The organism is Streptomyces sp. NBRC 110611 (genome assembly GCF_001590865.1).
GTDB lineage: Bacteria > Actinomycetota > Actinomycetes > Streptomycetales > Streptomycetaceae > Streptomyces.
In genome coordinates this window covers 25,551-45,463 of record NZ_BBUY01000005.1, presented here as the reverse complement: position 1 = coordinate 45,463, position 19,913 = coordinate 25,551, and the positions used below count along the sequence as shown (strand labels likewise).

The window sequence follows — 19,913 nt, the reverse complement described above, 5'->3', positions numbered from 1 at the left end:
GCCGAGTCCCGTCCCGCTGAGTCCCGTCCCGCCGAGTCCGTTACGACCTCCGTGCCTGCCCCGTCCCCTTCGCGGCGTCCAGGGCGTATACGCAGCGGTCCTTGCTGCAGGCGTAGACGACCCCGGCGACCGCCACCGGTGAGCCGGTGATCTCTCCGCCGGTGGCCAGTTTCCAGCGCAGTTGGCCGCCCATCGCGTCGAGCGTGTACAGGCAGTGGTCGGCCGACCCGAAGTGCACCCTGCCCTCCGCGACGACCGGTGCGCCGATGATCTCCGCACCGGCCTGGAAGCGCCAGCGCGGGGTGCCGGTCACCGCGTCGAGGGTGTAGAGCGCCTTGCCGCTGCCCAGGTGGACCGCGCCATGGGCGACCAGCACCGGTTCGGCGGACTGCCGGGCCTCGGTGGCGATCCGCCAGCGGTCGCGGCCGTCCGCCGGGTCCAGCGCGTAGACCGTGCCGAGGTAGTCCGCCAGGTAGATGCCGCCGCCGGTGACGGCCGGGCCGGGGGCGAACGCGGGCGGGCTCAGGAACACCGCGGGTGCCTCGAAGTGCCAGCGCACATCGCCGCGTGCGATGTCGATCGCCAGCACCCGGGTCCCGGCCGCCACATAGACCACCCCGTCCGGCGCGGGCAGCAGCCGCATCGGCACTCCGCCGCAGGCCGCCGCGTCACCGACCGGATACGACCAGCGCTCGGCGCCGGTACGGGCCTCCAGCGCCTTCAGCCGCGTATCGGCCCATACGAACACCGTGCCGTTGTGCACCACGGGCCCGGCCTCGGCGGTCTCGAAGTCGGTCTGCACGCCGGTGGTCTCCCACAGCAGCTCGCCGGTGGCGGCCTCCCACGCCTGGACACCGCCACCGCGGGTGCTGGTGACGACGGTGCCGCGGTCGGCCTGGAGGGCGTAGACCCAGCCCTCGGTGTTCAGCCGCCAGCGCTCGGTGCCGTCGGCGGCGTCCAGCGCGTACAGGCTGGGACCGTCGGAGGCGTGGATCCGGCCGTCCGCGACCGCCATCGACCAGGCGACGTCGCGGGTCTTGAACCTGCGGCGCCCGCTCGCCACGTCGAGTGCGTGCACCTCGAAGGAGGTGATGTAGAGCAGGCCGTCGGCGACGACCGGGGTTCCCCAGACGTCGTTCGACATCCGGAACCGCCAGGGACGCCAGCGGTCCGGCTCGGCGGCGGGCGGAGCTGGTGGTTCCGGCGGGGCGGCGGGCTGTGCGCCGGCCCCGGCTCCGGCTCCGGCGCCGGTGGCCACCGGGGTGCCGGGGGCGGCGCCCTGCCGCGGGACACCGGCCGCGGGGCCGGCGGCGGGCGGCCGGACCCAGTTCGTCGCGGCGGCGGCCTGCCCGCGCGGCTGCGGGTCCCGGACGTCGGCGCGCGGCCCCGGCCCTATCGGGGCGGGCGAGCCGCCGAGGCGTACCGGACCGGCGTTGCCGGGGCCGGCAGGGGTGCCGGGGGCACCGGGGTGCTCGCCAGGGTTGCCGCGCGGGTCGGCGGCGCGGTGCGCGGCGGGGCCGGCGCCGACCTTCCCCGGCCACCCGGGACTGGCGGACACCGGGGCGGAGGCGGGGGCCGAGACCGCCGGGGCGCTCTCCGGACGCGGTGGCACCGCTACGGGCTGGGGTGCGGGCATCGGAGGCACCGCGGGCGGGGCCATGGGCGGCGGCGGAGGCGCGGCCGGCGGGGTGGAGTGCGCCGGACGGCCGGAGCCGCGCTGCGCGCTTGCCCTCGGGGCCTCCTGGGGGGGTACGGAGCGGCCGCCGCGGCGGCTCTCGATGAGCGCCACGGCGCCCGGCGGCAGCCAGGCGGAGGCGGTTCCGCTGTCGTCGCCGCCGGAGCTGAAGAGGTGGGGTGCGAGCTGGGACTGCAGATCCGCGGGGGACGGCCGGTGGCCGGCCTCCATCTGCATACAGGACTCCATGAGCGGACGCAGTTCGTCCGGCAGCCCGGTGAGGTCCGGCCCCTCGCGCAGCAGCATGAACACCGTCTCGACGGGGTTGGCGCCATGGAACGGCGCATGCCCGGTGGCCGCGAACACCAGCGTCGAGCCGAGCGAGAACACATCGCTGGCGCCCGTGACACTGCGGGAGTCACGGGCCTGCTCGGGCGACATGTACGCAGGCGTCCCGACGGCCACGTTCGTCATGGTCAGCCGGGTGTTGGACACCCCCGAGGCGATACCGAAGTCGATCACCCGGGGGCCGTCCTCGACGACCAGCACATTCGACGGCTTCAGGTCGCGGTGGACCAGGCCGGCGCCGTGGATGGACTGCAGCGCCTCGGCGATGCCGGCCGCCAGCCAGCGCACCGCCTGGGCCGGCAGCGGCCCGCACTCATTGACTATTTCCTCCAGGGAGGGCGCGGGGACGTACGCCGTCGCGAGCCAGGGGACCGCCGCCCGCGGGTCGGCGTCGACCACCGCCGCGGTGTAGAAGCCGCTGACCGCGCGGGCCGCCTCGACCTCGCGCGTGAAGCGGACCCGGAACAGCTGGTCCTCGGCCAGCTCGGTGCGCACCGTCTTGATCGCCACGCGCCGGCCGGACGCCGAGCGGGCCAGATAGACCAGGCCCATGCCGCCGGCCCCGAGACGGCCGAGCACCTCGAACGGCCCGATCCGCCGGGGATCGTGCTGCGTCAGCGCCTTCAGCTGCTGCTCCACCACTTGCCTGCCACCTCCCCGTGGGGGCGTAAAAAAGAGACTCTCACCAGCCACGAGCCGCCGAGAGCCACTGCCCCGTGCAGCGTCTCACCGCCTGGCCGAACCGGCCGTACGCGTGCTGATTCTTCCTGGCCGAGCCGATGGTTGCGAACCCGGGGCCCGTCCGCCGTGTCCTGGCATACCCGTCGTTCCCCGTACCGGGCTCGTTACCCGATGTCACCCCATCCTGTCTGACGTGCTCCGATCCGTCCGCCGTTGTGCGGCCGCCAGGGGTTACCGGTCGGTTACGGCCGCTCCGGCGCCCGCACCTTCCCCCTGTCGCCTCCGCCCCTGCCCTGCCCCTATCTCTGCCCCTGCCCCCGCCTCTGCCCTCCCCGCGTCGTCGGACGCGGTTCGGCACCGTCCACTACGGTCCACTGCCGTCCACTACCGTCCACTACCGTTCAGTACGGATCAATTCTGCGCTGTCGAGGGTCACTTCGGTGGAATGAGGCGTGGCGTGGCGCCGCGATTGTCGGGTGATTGCGTCCGGACAGCGCTCACCGCAGGCCGACGTGGCGGCCATATGTCCACGCTAGCGCCGGTTTGTGTGATCTGCCCGGCGGGATCGCGGATTCACGCGCGGGGCGGCGCGGGGCGGTAGTTCTGAATGATTCCACGCCCCCGGATACGGACTCTGGGATTCGGACTCCCGGCTTCGGGGGCCCGTTCCGGCATTTACCGCGTGGGCATTTACTGTGCGACCGCGCGGAGTTCAAGGAGAGGCTGCACGGAGATCGTACAGATAGTGACCGCTTATCCACGGAAGTTGTCCACAGCCTGTTGATAAAGGTATTCACTGGTTCGGACCAAGCCGGGGCGCCCGGTTTGCGGCCGTGAGCAGGGGCGCCACCAGGGCACTCACGGGGCTTCCGGGCCCCTAACTCCCGCATCCCCATTTGCAGGCAGCCAGATCGCGCTCCGATCACCCCTCGGTAAGCTGACGGCATGACAGGACAAGTTCGAACCGTTGACGGCAGAGTTGCCGGCCGCCGCGGACAGGCGACGCGGCAGAAGCTTCTCGACTGCCTCAGTGAAATGCTCAGTTCGTCCCCCTACCGGGACGTCAAGGTCATCGATGTGGCCCGAAAAGCGGGGACTTCACCCGCTACGTTCTATCAGTACTTCCCCGACGTCGAAGGAGCCGTCCTCGAAATCGCGGAGGAGATGGCCAAAGAGGGTGCCACTCTGACCGATCTTGTCGCCGGCCGCTCCTGGGCGGGTAAATCCGGCTGGCAGACGGCAGAGGACCTGGTCGACGGCTTCCTCTCCTTCTGGCGCCGGAACGACGCCATTCTGCGCGTCGTCGATCTGGGCGCGGCCGAGGGTGACAAGCGGTTCTACAAGATCCGCATGAAGATCCTCAATGCCGTCACCAACTCGCTCACGGAGTCCATTCAGGAACTCCAGAGCAAGGGCAGGATCGACAAGGACGTGAGTGCGGCAGCCATGGCCGGCTCGATCGTCGCCATGCTGGCGGCGGTCGCCGGGCACCAGAAGGGCTTCCAGAGCTGGGGCGTCAAGCAGGCCGAGCTCAAGCCCAACCTGGCGCTGCTGGTGCACTACGGCGTCACAGGCAAGAAGCCGACCAAGTAACCGGCTCAACCTGCGCCGCTGCCGCTGCCCGTGCCGGTGCAACCGGTGCGGCCGTATAGCCGGCGCGAAGCCGGCCGAGCAGCCGATCACGTATCGGAGCGGCCGGTGCGCAACCAGCGAGTAACCGAGCACGCAGCCGAGGAAGCGGCCGAGTGGTAGCCGCGCCTCCAAGTCCCGGTGTGTCCGGGCCGGTTCGCCATCGGTCCGGTGTCTGTCCTGCCATACAGCCATACAGCACTGACAACGGGTGCCTCCCGTCCGCGGGGGCACCCGTTGTGCATGACCGGTCACCGGTCGCCGTTACGGTTACGGTCATCATCGCCGGTCGCTGTCACGGTCGCCGTCACCGGCCAGGCTGTTCCAGTCGGGACAGCCGGAAGAGCCGGATCTCGCGCTCCACCCGCGCCTGATACGCGGCATACGGCGGCCAGAAATCCAGCGCCGTCCGCCACGCCCGCGCTCGTTCCTCGCCGGTCAGTAGCCGGGCCCGTACGGAAATATCCTGCCTCCGCCAATTGATCTCCGCTTCGGGGTGCTTGAGCAGATTGCCGGTCCAGGCCGGATGCCCGGGCCGCCCGAAGTTGCTGCCGACCAGCAGCCAGGTGCCGCCCTCCTCCGGTACGCAGGCCAGCGGGGTGCGCCGCGGCCGCCCGCTCCGGGCGCCGGTCGCGGTCAGTATCACTCCTGGCAGCATCCGGGCGCTGATCAGTACCTTTCCGCGGGTCAGCCGGTGCACCGCACGGTCCAGCGCCGGGATGACGTGCGGGGCGATCCGGGCGAACGTACGGGTCGCGGAGATCTTCTGCACCCGTTGCCGCAGCAGTTTCCGTGCCAGTTTCCGCGCCGGCCGCCCGGTGGGCGGCAGCGCGCGTCCGTCTGCGGGCATCACACATCGACCGCCTCTCGGGTGGGGAGGGCTGCGGCCGGCCCGCCGTCCTGTTCGCGGGCGCCCCGTCCGCGGGTACCGCGTCTGCGGGCTTCCTGCCGCACGCCCGCGAACAGGCCCGCCTCCTCGGCGGCCCGCGCCCGCAGCCGGTGGGCCGGGCCCAGTAGCAGCTCGTCGCAGGCCGCCCGCTTGACGTACAGATGCGCCGCATGCTCCCAGGTGAAACCGATGCCGCCGTGCAGCTGTACCGCCTCGCCCGCCACCGCGCGCAGCGCCTCCAGTGCCTGCGCGAGCGCCAGCGCACCCACCCCGGGCTCGGCCGCACCGCGGCCGCCGCCGTCGCCATCGTCGGACTGGTCCGCCACCGGCGGAGTGCCCGGCCCCGCGCGTCGTCCCGCCGACCACGCCGCGTAGTACGCCGCCGAACGCGCCGCCTGCAGCGTGACGTAGAGGTCGGCGAGCCGGTGCTGGACCGCCTGGAAGGAGCCGATGGGCCGGCCGAACTGCTCGCGCTCCTTGACGTAGGCGACAGTGCGGGTGAGCGCCGCATCGGCCGCCCCGACGGCTTCGGTGGCCAGGGCCGCGGCGGCCACCGCGCCGGTCGCGGCCAGCGCCGCGGCCACCGCCGTCGCGTCGTCGTCGCGCGGATCGTTCCCCGAGCCGTGCCCGGTGCCACGGCTCGGGCCGTCCCCGGTGCCACCCCTCAGGCCGCCCCCGCTGCCACGGCTCGGGCCGTTCCGTGGGCCCTTCCCTTCGCCCAGCAACTCGGCCCGTACGTCGCGCAGTTGGATCCGCGCCTGGAGCCGGGTCTCGTCCAGCGAGGTCTGCCGGACCCGTAGCAGCCCTGGGGCCCCGTCCGCGCGTACGGCGAAGAGCAGGGTGCGGCCGCGTACGAAGCCGCCGGTGTGCGCGGCTACCAGCAGGACGTCCGCGGTATGCCCGTTCAGTACTTGCCCGGCCTCCCCGTACAGCCGCCAGCCGTCTTCCGTCATCCGGGCCTGGATTCCGCCTGCCCGCCCGTCACCCGCCCAGTCGCCGTCGTTCGCACCGGTGAGGGTGAGCGCGGTGGTCAGCCGGTCACCCGGTACGACGAGCGTGCCGGTCAGCTCGCCGGAGGCGAGGGCGGGCAGCAGCGTGCCGCGCTGGCGGTCGCTGCCCAGCGCGAGGATCAGCGGGGCGGCCAGCGCGGCGGTGGCGATCAGCGGTGAGGGGAGCAGGGCGCGGCCGGTCTCCTCGCAGGCCAGGGCGAGTTCGGTGGGGCCGCAGCCCACCCCTCCGTAAGCGGCGGGGAGGGCGAGGCCGGGCAGGCCGAGCCGCCCGGCGAGGCGATGCCACAGCTGCTCGTCGTAGCCCGGCGGGGTGCGCACCGCCGCCTTCACCTCGTCCGGGCCGCAGTGTCTGCGCAGCAGATCGCGCAGTGTGCGGCGGATTTCGTGCTGCTCCTCGGTGAGCGCGGCATCCATCGGCGGGCTCCTCCCAGCCGTACGACCACACCCGTCCGATCCGCATCCGGACGGGCCGCCTCGGGCTTGCGGTATCCCATCTGATGGGGCGTCATATTAAGTGGGTCGGGTGCATTTTCCTAGGTCTGCCTGGCCGTCATCGCCCATTCGCGCCGACGCTTCGAGGGCTGCTCGGCATCTCGTGGGCTGCCCGGCGCCGTCTGGCTGATGTACCGTCAGATTTATGTCGCCAGTGACGTCCAGGGGGCGCAAGGTCGCCATCGCCGGGGTGGCCCTGTCCGACTGCGGCCGCGTGGACGAGGCCACCCCGTACGCCCTGCATGCCCAGGCCGCCCGCCGGGCGCTCGCCGACAGCGGCCTGGACCGGTCCGTGATCGACGGCTTCGCCTCGGCCGGGCTGGGCACCCTCGCGCCCATCGAGGTCGCCGAGTACCTGGGACTACGTCCCACCTGGGTCGATTCCACCTCGGTCGGCGGCTCCACCTGGGAGGTGCTGGCCGCGCACGCCGCCGACGCGATCGCAGCCGGCCACGCCAACGCCGTGCTTCTCGCCTACGGCTCCACCGCCCGCGCCGACCTCAAAGCCCGGCGGCGCACCGCCAACCTCTCCTTCGGCGCCCGCGGGCCGCTCCAGTTCGAGGCCCCTTACGGGCATACCCTGATCGCCAAGTACGCCATGGCTGCCCGCCGCCATATGCACCAATACGGCACCACACTGGAGCAGTTGGCCCAGATCGCGGTCCAGGCGCGGGCCAACGCGGCCGCCAACCCGGATGCGTGGCACCGCGCCCCGATCACCGTTGACGAGGTCCTCTCCGGGCCGATGATCGCTGATCCGTTCACCAAACTGCACTGCTGCATTCGCTCCGACGGGGGCTGCGCGGTCCTGCTGGTCGCCGAGGACTACGTCCCCGACCTGGCCAAACGACCGGTCTGGATGCTCGGCTCCGGTACCGCGATCTCGCACGCCGCGATGTCCGAGTGGGACGACTTCACCGTCTCGCCCGCGGCGGTCTCCGGGCGCCTCGCCTTCGCCCGCGCCGGTGTCCGCCCCGCCGAGATCGATCTCGCCGAACTGTATGACGCCTTTACGTATATGACCCTGGTGACGCTGGAGGACCTGGGATTCTGCGCCAAGGGCGAGGGCGGGGCGTTTGTCGAGGAGGGGCGGCTGCTGCGCGGCGGCGAGCTGCCGGTGAACACCGACGGTGGCGGGCTGGCCGCCTGCCACCCCGGGATGCGGGGGCTGTTCCTGCTGGTCGAGGCGGTACGTCAGCTCCGTGGCGAGGCGGGCCCGGACCGTCAGGTCCGGAGGGCGGACGGCACGCTGCCACAGCTCGCGGTCGCCTCGGGCACCGGCGGCTGGTTCTGCTCGTCGGGGACGGTGGTGCTGGGGCGGGGGTGAGGTGGGGGAGTGCCCCATGGAATGGAGCGGTCCGTGGGGCACTCCCCTGCATCGCGTCAGCCCAGTTGCTGCTCGATCAGGTCCGCGGCCCGCCGGGCCCCGCCCCCGGCGCGTGCCTCGGTCCGAAGCTGTGCCGAGCGCGTGGCGACCCGCGGATCGCCGGTGAGCTCCCGCAGCGCCGTACGCAGGGCCTCCGCCGTCGCGTCAGCCGTATCGATGCGGCGGGCGACGCCCAGCTCGGCCAGCCGGTCGGCGTTCATGGGCTGTTCGGCACCCTGCGGAACCGCGATCATCGGCACGCCGGCGTACAGGCCCTCGTTGCAGCTCCCCATTCCGGCATGCGTCACAAAGGCATCCGCCTGCTCGAGGATCTCCAGCTGCGGTACCCACGACCGCACTTCGATGTTGGCCGGAAGGGCGTCCCCCAGCTCCGCCGGATCGGTGTACTTGCCGATCTGCAGCACCACATGCCACCCCGGCAGGTCCCCGAAGGCCCGCACACACTGCCGGTAGAACTCCGGCTGCCGGGTGTACGCCGAACCCAGCGACACCAGCAGCACCTTCTCCGCATCGGCCGGCCGGGTCCACGCACCCTGCTCCGCACGGGAGCCGAGGCACGGGCCGACGAACGTCACCGCGTCGGCGTCGACCCGGTCCGCATGCGGCTGCATGGCCCGCGGAATCATGGCCAGCGCCCGCCGCGGCCGGCCGGAGAACTCGTCCACGTCGGTGGTGACCGCACCGCAGCGCTCCAGCCACGCGGTGAACCGCGTCCGATAGTCATCGGCCCCCGGCAGCTCGGCGAACATCGCGGCCATCTCCTCCGCGGCGCCCTCCCAGCCCACGAACGTCGGGGACAGCTGGACGAGGTCACGCCCCTGCGCCTCGGCCAGCGCGCGGGCGGCGTACGCCGCGATGTCGGACAGGTAGAGGTCGGCGGGGTCGTCGTCGTACACGGCGCGCAGCTGCGGGAGGACGTCGATCGCGTCGTCGAGGAAGAGCGAGGAGGCGGCGATGGGGTCATCCGGCCAGTCGTTGGTGGCGACCGGCAGGGAGGAGGTGTAGCGGACCAGTTCGGCACCGGTGGGGGCGATCACCGCGGCGGCGTGGTCGGTGTTGGCGTACGTCACGCGATGGCCACGGGCCACCAGCTCACGGATGATCTCCAGGCTGGGCAGCACATGGCTGATCATGGGCGTGCCGATCATGGCGATATGGGCACGACGCGGCAGACGAGACATGGACAAGACTTCCTTACTTCCTTCGGCGCGGAGCCTGCGGCTCGGAAATGCGGCTTGCGCATACGGCTCGCGCATACGGCTCGCGGATACGGCTTGGAAAACGGAAACCCGATCACCCGGGCGGCGCCGCGCGACACGGCAATGGAGCCGGTCGCGCGCAGGGCGTGCCTCGGTGTGTGGGGCGGCGGCGGGGCGGCGTGCGCCCGCGGCGGCGGAGTATCAGCCGTAGATCTGCAGGAAGTTCATACCGGACACCGTACGGGCGGCCGTCGGCCCAGGTCGAATGGTTTTTCGGCGCCGGGAGCGATGTCCGACGTACGCTGCCTGGCATGTCTGAAATGCCTGGCCCTCCTGCTGACCCTGGCGCTCCTGCTGAACTTGGCCCTCCCGCTGATCTTGACGCGCCCGCTGATCCTGGTGTGCCGGACGCCGAGGCCCGCGCGTTCCGGGAGCTGCTGCGCGGACTGCGGGTCTGGGACCGCGAACTGCCGTCCTTCGACCCGGCGAAGGCGCCCACCGAGCCGCTGCCGCTGTTCCGGCGGTGGCTGCGAGAGGCCGCCGAGGCCGGCCAGCCGGAGCCGCACACCATGACCCTCGCCACCGCCGATGCGGCCGGCGACCCCTCCGTACGCACCCTGATGCTGCACGACGCGGATGAGCGCGGCTGGCACTTCGCCTCGCACCGCGGCAGCCGCAAGGGCCGCGAACTGGCCGCGCGGCCGCGGGCGGCGCTCGGCTTCTACTGGCCTGTGGTCGGCCGTCAGGTGCGGATCCGGGGCACGGTGTCCCCGGCGGGCTCCGAGGAGAGCCAGGCGGATCTGCACCGCCGCTCCACGGGCGCCCTGGCCGCCGCGCTGGTCGGCAGGCAGAGTGAGGTGCTCTCCTCGGTGGAGGAGCTGGCCCGGGCTTCGGCCGCCGCCTGGGAGCGCGCCCGCCGCGAACCGGACGCTCCGGTGCCGAGCTGGACGCTGTATGTGCTCCGCCCCGAGGAGGTGGAGTTCTTCCAGGGCGATGCCGAGCGGCGGCACGTACGCCTCAACTACCGCTACGAGGGCGGGGCGTGGGTGAGGGAGCTCCTCTGGCCGTGAGGCCGTGAGCCGGCGAGGGGATGAGTCGGTGGTGAGTGGGCGAGGCGTGAGGCCATGGCAGCGGCCTTGTCGGATGGCGCGTCGGCGGCGAGCATGTATCGCCAAGAAGCGACGTGACGCCCCGTCAGTTGCGTGGGGGTCGCGCGGCGGCTGGAGGGCGCATGGGCAGTACGGGCGAGGGTGCAGGGGGCGGCTGCGTATGGCGGCCCGATGGCGGGCGGCTGATGTACGGGATGCAGCTTCCGGTGCAGTCGCAGAGCACCCTCTACGCCGAGACCTGGGAGGTCGCCGCCGGGCCCGCCGACCTGGTGGAGGTCGCGCGGACCGCCGACCGCCATGGATTCGGGTACCTCGCCTGCTGCGAGCACCTCGCGATCCCCCGGAGGCTGGCCGAGGCGATGAGCACGGTCTGGTACGACCCGGTCGCCACGCTCGCGCACCTGGCGGCCGTGACGGAGCGGGTGCGGCTGCTGAGCCACGTGGCGGTGGTCGGGCTGAAGCATCCGCTGATCACGGCCAAGCAGTACGCCACGCTCGACCACCTCTCCGGCGGGCGGCTGATCCTCGGGGTCGGTGCGGGGCATGTGCGGGAGGAGTTCGAGGCGCTCGGGGTGGACTTCGCCCGGCGGGGGGCCGTACTGGACGAGACCATTGACGCGCTGAAGGCGGCGCTCGGCGGTGCGGAGTTCCCGGAATTCGCGGGGGAGCGGTTCTCGTTCCAGGGGCTGGGGCAGGCGCCGCGGCCCGTCCAGGCGCCGCGGCCGCCGATCTGGGTGGGCGGCTCCTCGGCGGCCGCCGTACGCCGGGCCGCGGAGCGCGGGGACGGCTGGCTGCCGCAGGGCGACCGGCGGGAGCGGCTGCCCGGGCAGATCGCCCGGCTGCAGCGGCTGCGGGAGACCGCCGGGATCGCGGAGCCGGCGGTGATCGGCGCCATCGTCGAGCCGCTGTACGTCGGCGAGCCGGGGTGGGAGGTCGGGCGGCGGACCCTGGCCGGGCGGCCGGAACGGATCGCGGACTCGCTGCGGGAGTACGGGGCGATGGGCGTGGGGCAGATCCAGGTGCGGTTCCGCAGCCGCAGCCGCAGCGAACTGACGGACCAGATGGCGGCGTTCGCCACCGAAGTCGCTCCACAGCTGACCGGCTGACCGGCTGACCGGCCGACCGACTGACGTAGCCGGCGGCGTCAACGAGGAGGTTTCCGTGGGCAAGCTGGACGGACGGGTCGTGCTCATCACCGGTGCGGCGCGCGGACAGGGGGAGCGCGAGGCCCGGCTGTTCGCCGCCGAGGGGGCGAAGGTGGTGCTCACCGACGTCCTCGACGGGCAGGGGGAGGCGGTCGCGAAGGACATCGGGCCCGGCGCGCGGTACGTCCCGCTCGACGTCGGCCGCGAGGAGGCGTGGGCGGATGCCGTCGCCGCGGCCAAGGAGGCGTTCGGAAAGGTCGACGGGCTCGTCAACAACGCCGGCATCCTGCGGTTCAACGAGCTGACCGGCACCCCCCTCGACGAGTTCCAGCAGATCATCCAGGTCAACCAGGTCGGCACGTTCCTCGGCATCAAGGCCGTCGCGCCCGAGATCGCCGCCGCCGGGGGCGGTTCCATCGTGAACACCGCCTCGTACGCGGGTGTCACGGGCATGGCGTATGTGGGTGCGTACGCCGCCGCCAAACACGCCATCGTGGGGCTGACGAGGGTCGCGGCCCTGGAGCTGGCCCGCCGGAACATACGGGTCAATGCCATGTGCCCCGGCGCCATCGACACCGCGATGTCCAACCCGGCGCAACTGGACCCGGAGGCGGACGCCGAGCAGGCCTCTCGCGCCCTCGACGAGCTGTACCGCAAGCTCGTACCGCTGGGGAGGGCCGGGAGGCCGGAGGAGGTGGCGCGGCTCGCGCTCTTCCTCACCTCCGACGACTCGTCCTACATCACCGGGCAGCCGTTCGTCATCGACGGCGGCTGGCTGGCCGGCGTCTCCGTCGTCTGACTCCTCCTGTCCTGTCCTGCCGGGGCGCTCGGCCGTGCGGCTCTTGACGGCCCGTGCGGCTCTTGACGGTCCGTGCGGGCGGTGCCACAGTCGGCCTCGCACAGTTACCTGACGTACCGTCAGAAAACGGGGCCGGGGACGGCTGAAGTCGGCTGAGGACGGTGAACATCCTTGGAATTCGGGCTCTTTGTACAGGGGTACGTGGGCAAGCGGGCCGAGACCGACCCGCTCGCGGAGCACAAGGCGCTGATGGAGGAGACCGAGTACGTCATCCAGGCGGACGCCTCCGGCTTCAAATACGCCTGGGCGTCCGAGCACCACTTCCTGGAGGAGTACTCGCACCTCTCCGCCAATGACGTCTTCCTCGGCTACCTCGCCCACGCCACCGAGCGCATCCACCTCGGCTCCGGGATCTTCAACCCGCTCGCGCAGGTCAACCACCCCGTCAAGGTCGCCGAGAAGGTCGCCATGCTCGACCATCTCAGCGAGGGGCGGTTCGAGTTCGGCAGCGGGCGCGGGGCCGGTTCGCACGAGATCCTGGGCTTCCTGCCGGGTATCACCGATATGAACCACACCAAGGAGATCTGGGAAGAGACCATCGCCGAGTTCCCGAAGATGTGGCTCCAGGAGGAGTACGCCGGGTTCCAGGGCACGCACTGGTCGCTGCCGCCGCGCAAGGTCTTCCCGAAGCCGTACGGGGCCTCGCACCCGGCGATGTGGTACGCGGCCGGCTCCCCGTCCTCGTACGCCATGGCGGCGAAGAAGGGGCTGGGGGTACTGGGCTTCAGCGTGCAGAAGGTCTCCGACATGGAGTGGGTGTTGGAGCAGTACAAGACGGCCGTCCGGGACGCCGAACCGGTCGGGGACTTCGTCAACGACAATGTGATGGTGACGTCGACGGCGATATGCGCCGAGACGCACGACGCGGCGGTGGAGCTCGCCGTCAACGGGGGGCTCAACTACCTCCAGTCGCTGGTGTTCCGGTACCACGACACCTTCCCGCGGCCCGAGGGGATCCCCGAGTGGCCCGAGCTGCTGCCCGACTACACCGCGGAGGTCATCGAGCTGCTGATCGCCGAGGAGCTGATGATCTGCGGCGATCCGGACGAGGTGCTCCGGCAGTGCAAGCGCTGGGAGCAGGCCGGCGCCGACCAGCTGAGCTTCGGGCTGCCGATCGGGATCCCGTACGAGGACACCATGAACACGATCCGGCTCATCGGCGAGCACGTCATCCCGAAGATCGACACCGACCCGGTGCACCGGACGACGCGATTCCGGCAAGCCGCCTGAAAGGGGGCCGCGGCCATGCTCGACCACCTGATCAAGGGCGCGACCGTCGTCGACGGCACGGGTGCGCCCGCGTACGTCGCCGATGTCGGGATACGGGACGGGCGGATCGCCGTCATCACACCGCCCGGCACCGTCGCCGAAGAGGCGCGGACGAGCGAGGACGCCACCGGACGCGCCCTCGCCCCCGGCTTCGTCGATCCGCACACCCACTACGACGCGCAGCTGTTCTGGGACCCGTACGCGACGCCCTCCCTCAACCACGGGGTGACGACCGTGGCCGGCGGCAACTGCGGTTTCACACTCGCCCCGTTGAACCCCGCCCGACCGGAGGACGCCGACTACACGCGGCGGATGATGGCCAAGGTGGAGGGCATGTCCCTGGTGGCGCTGGAGAAAGGCGCGCCCTGGTCGTGGCACTCGTTCGGGGACTACCTCGACGCGCTCGAAGGGCGGATCGCCGTCAACGCGGGCTTCATGGTCGGACACTGCGCGCTGCGCCGCTATGTGATGGGAGCCGACGCCGTGAGCGGCAGCCCGCCGAGCCGGCGGCAGATGGCGGAGATGCTCGCCCTCCTCCATGCCGCGATGGACGCCGGGGCCTGGGGCTTCTCCACCACCCAGTCGTCCACCCACTCCGACGGCGACGGACGGCCGGTCGCCTCCCGGTACGCCGGGCCCGACGAACTGCTCGCGCTCGGCCGGGCCGTCGCCGCACACGAGGGCACCCAGATCGAGGCGATCGTCACCGGATGCCTCGACCGGTTCGGCGATGACGAGATCGAACTGTTCGTGGCGCTGAGCGCGGCCGCCGGGCGGCCGCTGAACTGGAACGTCCTGACCATCGACGCGGCGGTCCCCGGGCGCGTACCGCGACAGCTGGAGGCGAGCGAACGGGCCCGCGAGGCGGGCGGCCGGGTCGTCGCCCTCACCATGCCGATCCTCACGCCGATGAACATGTCCCTGGGCACCTACTGCGCGCTGAACCTGATCCCCGGGTGGGGCGAGATCCTCGGACTGCCGGTGGACGAGCGGATCGCACGGCTCCGCGATCCGGCCGTCCAGGCCGGGATGCTGCGGCACGCGGACAGCGAGGAGGCCGGTGTCCTCCGGCGGCTCACCGACTTCGGCCGGTACGTCATCGGCGACACCTACTCCGCGGCGAACGAGGGGCTGACCGGGCGGGTCGTCCAGGACATCGCGGCCGAGCGCGGCCAGGACCCCTTCCGCTGCCTGGTCGAGATCTGCGCCCACGACCGGCTGCGGACCGTCCTGTGGCCCATGCCCACCGACAACGATCCGGCCTCCTGGGCCCTGCGCGCCGAGACCTGGCAGCACCAGGACGTGCTGCTCGGCGGCTCGGACGCGGGCGCGCACCTGGACCGGATGTGCGGCGCCCCGTACACCACCCGTTTCCTCGGTGACTGTCTGCGCGGCCGGCGACTGGTCGGTCTGGAGCAGGCGGTGAAGATGCTCACGGACGATCCGGCTCGCCTCTTCGGCCTGCGGGAACGCGGACGTATCCAGGAGGGCTGGCACGCCGACCTGGTCCTCTTCGACCCGGAGCGGATCGACGCCGGGCAGGCCACGCTGGTGCACGACCTGCCGGGGGACAGCCCGCGCCTGGATTCCCGGGCGATCGGCGTCCATGCCGTATGGGTCAACGGGGTCGAGGCGCTCCGCGACGATGCGGTCACCGGGGCCGTACCGGGCAGGGTGCTGCGATCGGGCCGCGACACCGCGACGGTGGCTACGAGGTGAGTGGCCGTGAGCATGAGGCGAGTGGCGGTGAGTACGGGGTGAGTGGCCGTGAGTGCGAGGTGGGTGGCGGTGAGTACGAGGTGAGGACGGAGTGATGGCACCGGCGGGGCGGTTGTTCATCGGCGGGGAGTGGGTCGAGCCCGCGGGCGGGCACCACGAGGTGATCGACCCGGCGACGGAGGCGGCCGTCGGGCTCGCCCCCGAGGCCTCCCGGGCGCAGGTGTACGAGGCGGCCGCCGCGGCCCGCCAGGCCTTCGGGGCCTGGTCGCGGACGGCGCCCGAGGAGCGCGCCGCGATCCTCGACCGGGCCGCGGACGTCATCCAGCGGGACTTCGCGGCGAACGCCGAGCTGGCGCAGGCCGAGAGCGGTGCGACGACCGGGACGGCCCGCGCGATGCAGGTCGCGGTGGCGGTGAGCCGCTTCCGGCGGTACGCGAAGGGCGCCCTGGAGCCCGTGGAGCAGGGGCTGCCGCCGCAGATCAACGAGGCCGGGCCGGTGGGTGGGCCCAGGAGCGGAACCGGAACCGGGGCCGGGGCCGGGCCGATGGGGAAGGCCGGGGTGGTGGGCGCGCTCGTCGTCCGCCAGCCGGTCGGCGTGGTCACCTGCATCACCTCGTACAACAACCCGTGGGCGAATCCCGCGGGGAAGGTCGCCCCGGCCCTGGCCATGGGCAACACCGTCGTGGTGAAACCGGCCCCGCAGGATCCGCTGTCGGTGTACCGGATGGCGGCGGCACTGGAGGAGGCGGGGGCGCCGGCCGGGGTGGTGAACGTGGTCAGCGGTGCGGCCACCGAGCTCGGTGCGGCAGCCGTCGACTCACCGGATGTGGACATGGTGAGCTTCACCGGCTCCACAGCCGTCGGGCAGCGCATCGGCGAGGTCTGCGGGCGCGCCATGAAGCGCCAGTTGATGGAGTTGGGCGGCAAGGGCGCGGCGCTGGTCTTCGACGACGCGGACCTCGACTCGGCGGTGGCCGGTATCGGCACCACGTTCTCCTTCTACAGCGGGCAGATCTGTACGGCACCGACCCGGGTGATCGCACAGCGGGGTGTGTACGACGCGCTGGTGGAGCGGCTCGCGCGGTACGCCCGCCGGCTGAAGGTCGGCGACCCGAGGGAGCGCGCCACGGTCGTCGGCCCGGTCATCTCGGCCGCCCACCGGGACCGCGTCGAGTCGTACATCGAACTGGGGCGGCGGGAGGGCGCCCGCGTCGTCACGGGCGGCGAACGGCCCGCCGACCTGAAGCGGGGCTGCTACGTCGCACCGACGCTGCTGGCCGACTGCGGCAACGACATGCGCGTCGTCCGGGAGGAGATCTTCGGCCCGGTCGTCGTGGTCGTCCCCTTCGAGGACGAGGACGAGGGCGTGGCGCTGGCCAACGACAGCGACTACGGCCTCATCGACTACGTCTGGTCCGGCGATGTGGCCCGTGCCTTCCGGGTGGCCCGGCGGCTGCGGGCCGGCGGGGTCGGGGTGAACACGGTCGGCCGCAACATGGAGGCGCCCTTCGGCGGCTTCAAGAAGAGCGGCGTAGGCCGGGACGTGGGCTCGTACGCACTCCACGCCTACAGCGAACTCCAGGCAATCGTGTGGCCGGGGTGAGGGGGTGGGGCCTGCGCCTGCCGCTCCTACACACGGGCGGGAGAGCAGCCGACTGCGGGCGGCAGCGTCCCGCTACGGCATCGGCCCCCGCCGGGACGTGGCGGGGGCCGATCAGGGGGTGTTGCGGGTCGGCTCAGGCGGGGAACTGCCCTTGCTTGACGGCTGATACAAACGATGACCGGCCGTCCGCTGAAAAGGCCAGCGCGGGGCCGTGCGAGTCCTTACTGTCGCGGACGGGGACGATGCCGGGAAAGTGATCGGCAACTTCGACGCAGCAGGACTGTCCATTGCTGTAGCTCGACTTGAACCACTCTGCCCTTTGAAGATCAATGCTTTGCATGGCTCCCTGCTACCTCAGAGATCAGACGCCGCGACGCCTGTGCATCGAGTGCTGTTTCCCAGATTCCCTGCAACGCCGCTTCGTACTGACGGCATCGGCCCCCGCCGGGCGACGGGGGCCGATCACCGTTCCCCTGTGGCTGACCAGGGGTACCGTTCTGGTGTCGATGCAGAACGGAGACCAGTATGCCCCCGCACACTGACGAGCACACGGGCGCACGCATCGCGCACGCGCGCAAAGTCCGCCGGTTGACGCAACGCGAGTTGGCTGATCTCTCGCACGTCTCATACAGCACGCTGACCAAGGTGGAGCAGGGCGTCCTGCCCGCGAGTCCCTCCGTGATCGGCGCATTGGCTCGCGCCCTGTCGGTGCCGGTCACGGACCTCACCGGACAGCCGTACCTCGAAGAACTGCGACAGGACCAACTGGACGGCCTTATCAACCCCATTCGTGAGGCACTGAACATCTACGACCTCGGCCCCGACCCGGACGTGACCCCACGCCCGGTAGAGGAGTTGGAGGCTCATGCGGAGAAGCTCTGTGCCTTGGTCCGTGCTACGAACATCAAGCAGGTGGCTGCTGACCTTCCCGGCCTGATCCACGAGGCTACGACGGCAGCGCACACCAACCTCGCCGACCGCCACTGGCGGTTGCTAGCGAGTACGTACCGCACTGCGTATGACGTGACTACGAAGCTCGGGTTCCCGGACTTGTGCACGGTGGCGTTGGACCGCCTGGACTGGGCAGCGCAACGCGCCTCGGACCCGGTACTCGGCGGAATGCGCCAGTACATGCGGGCGCTGGCCTACCTCCGGGCGGGCGACTATCGCACCGGTGAGCGGCTGGTCCGGTTGGGCATGGCCACCTTGGAGCAAGCCGATCCGGGGCGTGTGCTCGATGTCGTCACCGGGCAACTCCACCTCGGGGCCGCTGTGCTGGCGGGCCGCGAGAAGGACAAGGACACAGCAGAGGGCCACCTCGGCGAGGCTCAGCGCATCGCTGAGCGGACCGGACCAGCGGAGAAAGTCCACTGGATGTCGTTCGGTCCAACGAATGTCTGCGCACATCGGGTGAGTGTGCTGGCAGAACTGGACCTGTACGCCGAGGCTGTGGACTCCGCGCAAGAGATCACGATTCCGGACGGGTGGCCCCCATCCCGACTGGCACGCCACCACGTCGAGGTCGCGCGGGCACAGATGTGGACGGGCCGCATTGATGCGGCGTTCAAGAGCTTGTCGAAGGCGCGCAAGGTGGCGCCTCAGCAGACGCGGTACTGCCCTACGGTGCGCGAGACCTACGCCGGGCTGGAGTCAGCCAAACGCAGAATGCCGGACACCTTCAGTAACTATGGTTCGTGGCTGGGCATGTGACGCCTTCGTAAAGCCTTGGCCGGGGCTATCAGCGACGTCTGATAGTTCCGGCCTTCGCATGTCGGGACGATGCCGGGGGCAGAAGACCCCCGCGACCGTGGCTGCGGCCCGGGGGCATGGCCACCAACCCCTGGGAGGTTGACAGCATGCGCAAACATAGCGCGTGGATCTTCGAACTGCTGTTGCGGGTGCTACTGCCCGCGCGGGGCCGCCATCGATCGACCGGCGCGCTACCCGCCGCGCGCCGTGCGGCCGCCCCGATGCTCGCGCCTCCCCGCGTACCCGTCCGGCAGCCGGGGCTGCTGCGCGGTGAGGACGTGTACCTGATCCGCCCGTACGTCCTCACCCCTGAGGAGCGGCGCGAGCGGCGGGCGCAGCGTCAGCGGCGCCAGGTGCTGTGGCTGGCCGTGCACGGCGTCGACGCCGGGCCGCGCCGGATTCATGGGGTGGTGACGGCCTGACGCCGCGCAACTGCCGTCCCGCCCACCTGAAAGACCCCCTGCCGGTACCGGAGCCGGTACCGGTTGCCGGGTGCGACGTCTGCGGGGCGCTGGTCCGGCAGCGCGCCGAGGCGTACACCGCCGGGGACAAGTCCAAGGTGATCGACTGCAACATCGAGCTACGCCGCTACCTCCACCCGGTGGCAGGGTCATGAGCGCGGGCGCTTGGTGCCGGCTACGTGACCGGGCCGAGCAAGCGTGGAACCGGCACGTGAGGCACCGGCAGTTGTACCGGCATCTTGACCGGAGGCGGGCGGAGGTCAAGGCCCGTACCGCGTGGATGGATGAGCTGACCGAGGAGGAACTGGCGGAGATGCTGGATGGTCTCCAGCAGTGCATCGACGGCATCCGGGCGGCGGAGCGCGACGCCTCGGACCGTCCGGAGGGCACGCTATGAGGGCGCGGTACCGGTTCCTGGAATGGACGCTGTCGGCCGTGCCGGGCATGGTCGTGCGGCACCTCGGTAAGTGCCTGATCTGCGCGGAGCACTCGGTGGACACCGCCGACGCCTCCGACGCCCAGACGTGGTGCCTCCAGCACGCGGGCGCCACACGGCACAACGTCTACGAGCTGTCGGCGTTCCAGTACTTCGACGCCACCCTCACCGACCCGACGGCGGACCGCACCCCGCCGACGGCGTAAGTCCAGGGCGGGACCAGCGTGGCACGCCTTCCGGCCGCCCCCCGCCC

The 19,913-nt window shown here is 71.6% G+C and carries 16 protein-coding genes; 11 read left to right on the top strand and 5 right to left on the bottom strand.

Annotated features, from left to right (window positions below):
* Positions 1-40 precede the first annotated feature (40 nt).
* Complete coding sequence (locus AZE13_RS13515; protein WP_258527816.1) at positions 41-2,662, bottom strand: PQQ-binding-like beta-propeller repeat protein; 2,622 nt, start codon at positions 2,660-2,662, stop codon at positions 41-43.
* A 987-nt stretch (positions 2,663-3,649) separates the two neighbouring features.
* Between AZE13_RS13515 and AZE13_RS13510 the strand changes: the two genes are divergently transcribed.
* Positions 3,650-4,297 (top strand): TetR family transcriptional regulator, encoded by a 648-nt coding sequence (locus AZE13_RS13510; protein WP_066930713.1) that lies wholly within the window; start codon positions 3,650-3,652, stop codon positions 4,295-4,297.
* 343 nt (positions 4,298-4,640) lie between these two features.
* On the opposite strand, the gene AZE13_RS13505 is transcribed toward AZE13_RS13510, so the two are convergent.
* On the bottom strand, positions 4,641-5,183 hold the full coding sequence (locus AZE13_RS13505) for a nitroreductase/quinone reductase family protein (RefSeq protein WP_079123972.1): 543 nt from the start codon (positions 5,181-5,183) through the stop codon (positions 4,641-4,643).
* Entirely contained in the window at positions 5,183-6,646 is a 1,464-nt protein-coding gene (locus AZE13_RS13500; protein ID WP_066930711.1) for an acyl-CoA dehydrogenase family protein, read from the bottom strand. Before AZE13_RS13500 ends, AZE13_RS13505 begins: the two co-directional genes overlap by 1 nt.
* A gap of 223 nt (positions 6,647-6,869) precedes the next feature.
* On the opposite strand from AZE13_RS13500, the gene AZE13_RS13495 reads away from it, so the two are divergent.
* Positions 6,870-8,051, top strand: a complete 1,182-nt coding sequence (locus AZE13_RS13495; protein WP_066930709.1) for a thiolase C-terminal domain-containing protein — start codon at positions 6,870-6,872, stop codon at positions 8,049-8,051.
* 56 nt (positions 8,052-8,107) lie between these two features.
* Here AZE13_RS13495 and AZE13_RS13490 read toward each other — a convergent pair whose 3' ends face one another.
* Entirely contained in the window at positions 8,108-9,292 is a 1,185-nt protein-coding gene (locus tag AZE13_RS13490; protein ID WP_066930707.1) for a macrolide family glycosyltransferase, read from the bottom strand.
* A gap of 338 nt (positions 9,293-9,630) precedes the next feature.
* Between AZE13_RS13490 and AZE13_RS13485 the strand changes: the two genes are divergently transcribed.
* From AZE13_RS13485 to AZE13_RS13460, 6 genes are all read left to right on the top strand, one after another.
* The gene (locus AZE13_RS13485; protein ID WP_079123971.1) at positions 9,631-10,380 is read left to right on the top strand and encodes a pyridoxal 5'-phosphate synthase; all 750 of its coding nucleotides are present in this window, start codon (positions 9,631-9,633) and stop codon (positions 10,378-10,380) included.
* 161 nt (positions 10,381-10,541) lie between these two features.
* Complete coding sequence (locus AZE13_RS13480) at positions 10,542-11,525, top strand: TIGR03619 family F420-dependent LLM class oxidoreductase (protein WP_066930703.1); 984 nt, start codon at positions 10,542-10,544, stop codon at positions 11,523-11,525.
* A 55-nt stretch (positions 11,526-11,580) separates the two neighbouring features.
* A complete protein-coding gene (locus AZE13_RS13475; protein ID WP_066930701.1) occupies positions 11,581-12,363 on the top strand; it encodes an SDR family NAD(P)-dependent oxidoreductase in 783 nt (260 codons plus the stop codon).
* Between the two features lie 171 nt (positions 12,364-12,534).
* The gene (locus tag AZE13_RS13470) at positions 12,535-13,653 is read left to right on the top strand and encodes an LLM class flavin-dependent oxidoreductase (protein WP_066930699.1); all 1,119 of its coding nucleotides are present in this window, start codon (positions 12,535-12,537) and stop codon (positions 13,651-13,653) included.
* Between the two features lie 15 nt (positions 13,654-13,668).
* Positions 13,669-15,411, top strand: a complete 1,743-nt coding sequence (locus AZE13_RS13465; protein ID WP_066930697.1) for an N-acyl-D-amino-acid deacylase family protein — start codon at positions 13,669-13,671, stop codon at positions 15,409-15,411.
* Between the two features lie 94 nt (positions 15,412-15,505).
* Positions 15,506-17,014, top strand: a complete 1,509-nt coding sequence (locus AZE13_RS13460; RefSeq protein ID WP_066930696.1) for an aldehyde dehydrogenase family protein — start codon at positions 15,506-15,508, stop codon at positions 17,012-17,014.
* 133 nt (positions 17,015-17,147) lie between these two features.
* On the opposite strand, the gene AZE13_RS33985 is transcribed toward AZE13_RS13460, so the two are convergent.
* Positions 17,148-17,354: a DUF397 domain-containing protein gene (locus AZE13_RS33985; RefSeq protein WP_079123970.1), complete on the bottom strand. Its 207-nt coding sequence runs from the start codon at positions 17,352-17,354 to the stop codon at positions 17,148-17,150.
* Between the two features lie 185 nt (positions 17,355-17,539).
* On the opposite strand from AZE13_RS33985, the gene AZE13_RS13455 reads away from it, so the two are divergent.
* The 3 genes from AZE13_RS13455 to AZE13_RS13440 all read left to right on the top strand — a co-directional run bounded on the left by AZE13_RS13455 (position 17,540) and on the right by AZE13_RS13440 (position 19,866).
* Positions 17,540-18,724 carry a helix-turn-helix domain-containing protein gene (locus tag AZE13_RS13455; RefSeq protein ID WP_066930695.1) on the top strand — a complete coding sequence of 395 codons (1,185 nt, stop codon included), beginning with the start codon at positions 17,540-17,542 and terminating at the stop codon, positions 18,722-18,724.
* A 146-nt stretch (positions 18,725-18,870) separates the two neighbouring features.
* Positions 18,871-19,185, top strand: coding sequence for a hypothetical protein (locus AZE13_RS13450; RefSeq protein WP_258527784.1), 315 nt, complete (start codon positions 18,871-18,873; stop codon positions 19,183-19,185).
* Positions 19,186-19,617: 432 nt separating this feature from the next.
* The gene (locus tag AZE13_RS13440) at positions 19,618-19,866 is read left to right on the top strand and encodes a hypothetical protein (RefSeq protein WP_066930693.1); all 249 of its coding nucleotides are present in this window, start codon (positions 19,618-19,620) and stop codon (positions 19,864-19,866) included.
* Positions 19,867-19,913: the final 47 nt, after the last annotated feature.

Bases quoted from the DNA above. Each gene is read 5' to 3' on its own strand.
- AZE13_RS13510 (WP_066930713.1), top strand. From the start codon at position 3,650: ATGACAGGACAAGTTCGAACCGTTGACGGCAGAGTTGCCGGCCGCCGC.
- AZE13_RS13505 (WP_079123972.1), bottom strand. From the start codon at position 5,183: ATGCCCGCAGACGGACGCGCGCTGCCGCCCACCGGGCGGCCGGCGCGG.
- AZE13_RS13500 (WP_066930711.1), bottom strand. From the start codon at position 6,646: ATGGATGCCGCGCTCACCGAGGAGCAGCACGAAATCCGCCGCACACTG.
- AZE13_RS13495 (WP_066930709.1), top strand. From the start codon at position 6,870: ATGTCGCCAGTGACGTCCAGGGGGCGCAAGGTCGCCATCGCCGGGGTG.
- AZE13_RS13490 (WP_066930707.1), bottom strand. From the start codon at position 9,292: ATGTCTCGTCTGCCGCGTCGTGCCCATATCGCCATGATCGGCACGCCC.
- AZE13_RS13485 (WP_079123971.1), top strand. From the start codon at position 9,631: ATGCCTGGCCCTCCTGCTGACCCTGGCGCTCCTGCTGAACTTGGCCCT.
- AZE13_RS13480 (WP_066930703.1), top strand. From the start codon at position 10,542: ATGGGCAGTACGGGCGAGGGTGCAGGGGGCGGCTGCGTATGGCGGCCC.
- AZE13_RS13465 (WP_066930697.1), top strand. From the start codon at position 13,669: ATGCTCGACCACCTGATCAAGGGCGCGACCGTCGTCGACGGCACGGGT.
- AZE13_RS13460 (WP_066930696.1), top strand. From the start codon at position 15,506: ATGGCACCGGCGGGGCGGTTGTTCATCGGCGGGGAGTGGGTCGAGCCC.
- AZE13_RS33985 (WP_079123970.1), bottom strand. From the start codon at position 17,354: ATGCAAAGCATTGATCTTCAAAGGGCAGAGTGGTTCAAGTCGAGCTAC.
- AZE13_RS13455 (WP_066930695.1), top strand. From the start codon at position 17,540: ATGCCCCCGCACACTGACGAGCACACGGGCGCACGCATCGCGCACGCG.
- AZE13_RS13450 (WP_258527784.1), top strand. From the start codon at position 18,871: ATGCGCAAACATAGCGCGTGGATCTTCGAACTGCTGTTGCGGGTGCTA.
- AZE13_RS13440 (WP_066930693.1), top strand. From the start codon at position 19,618: ATGAGGGCGCGGTACCGGTTCCTGGAATGGACGCTGTCGGCCGTGCCG.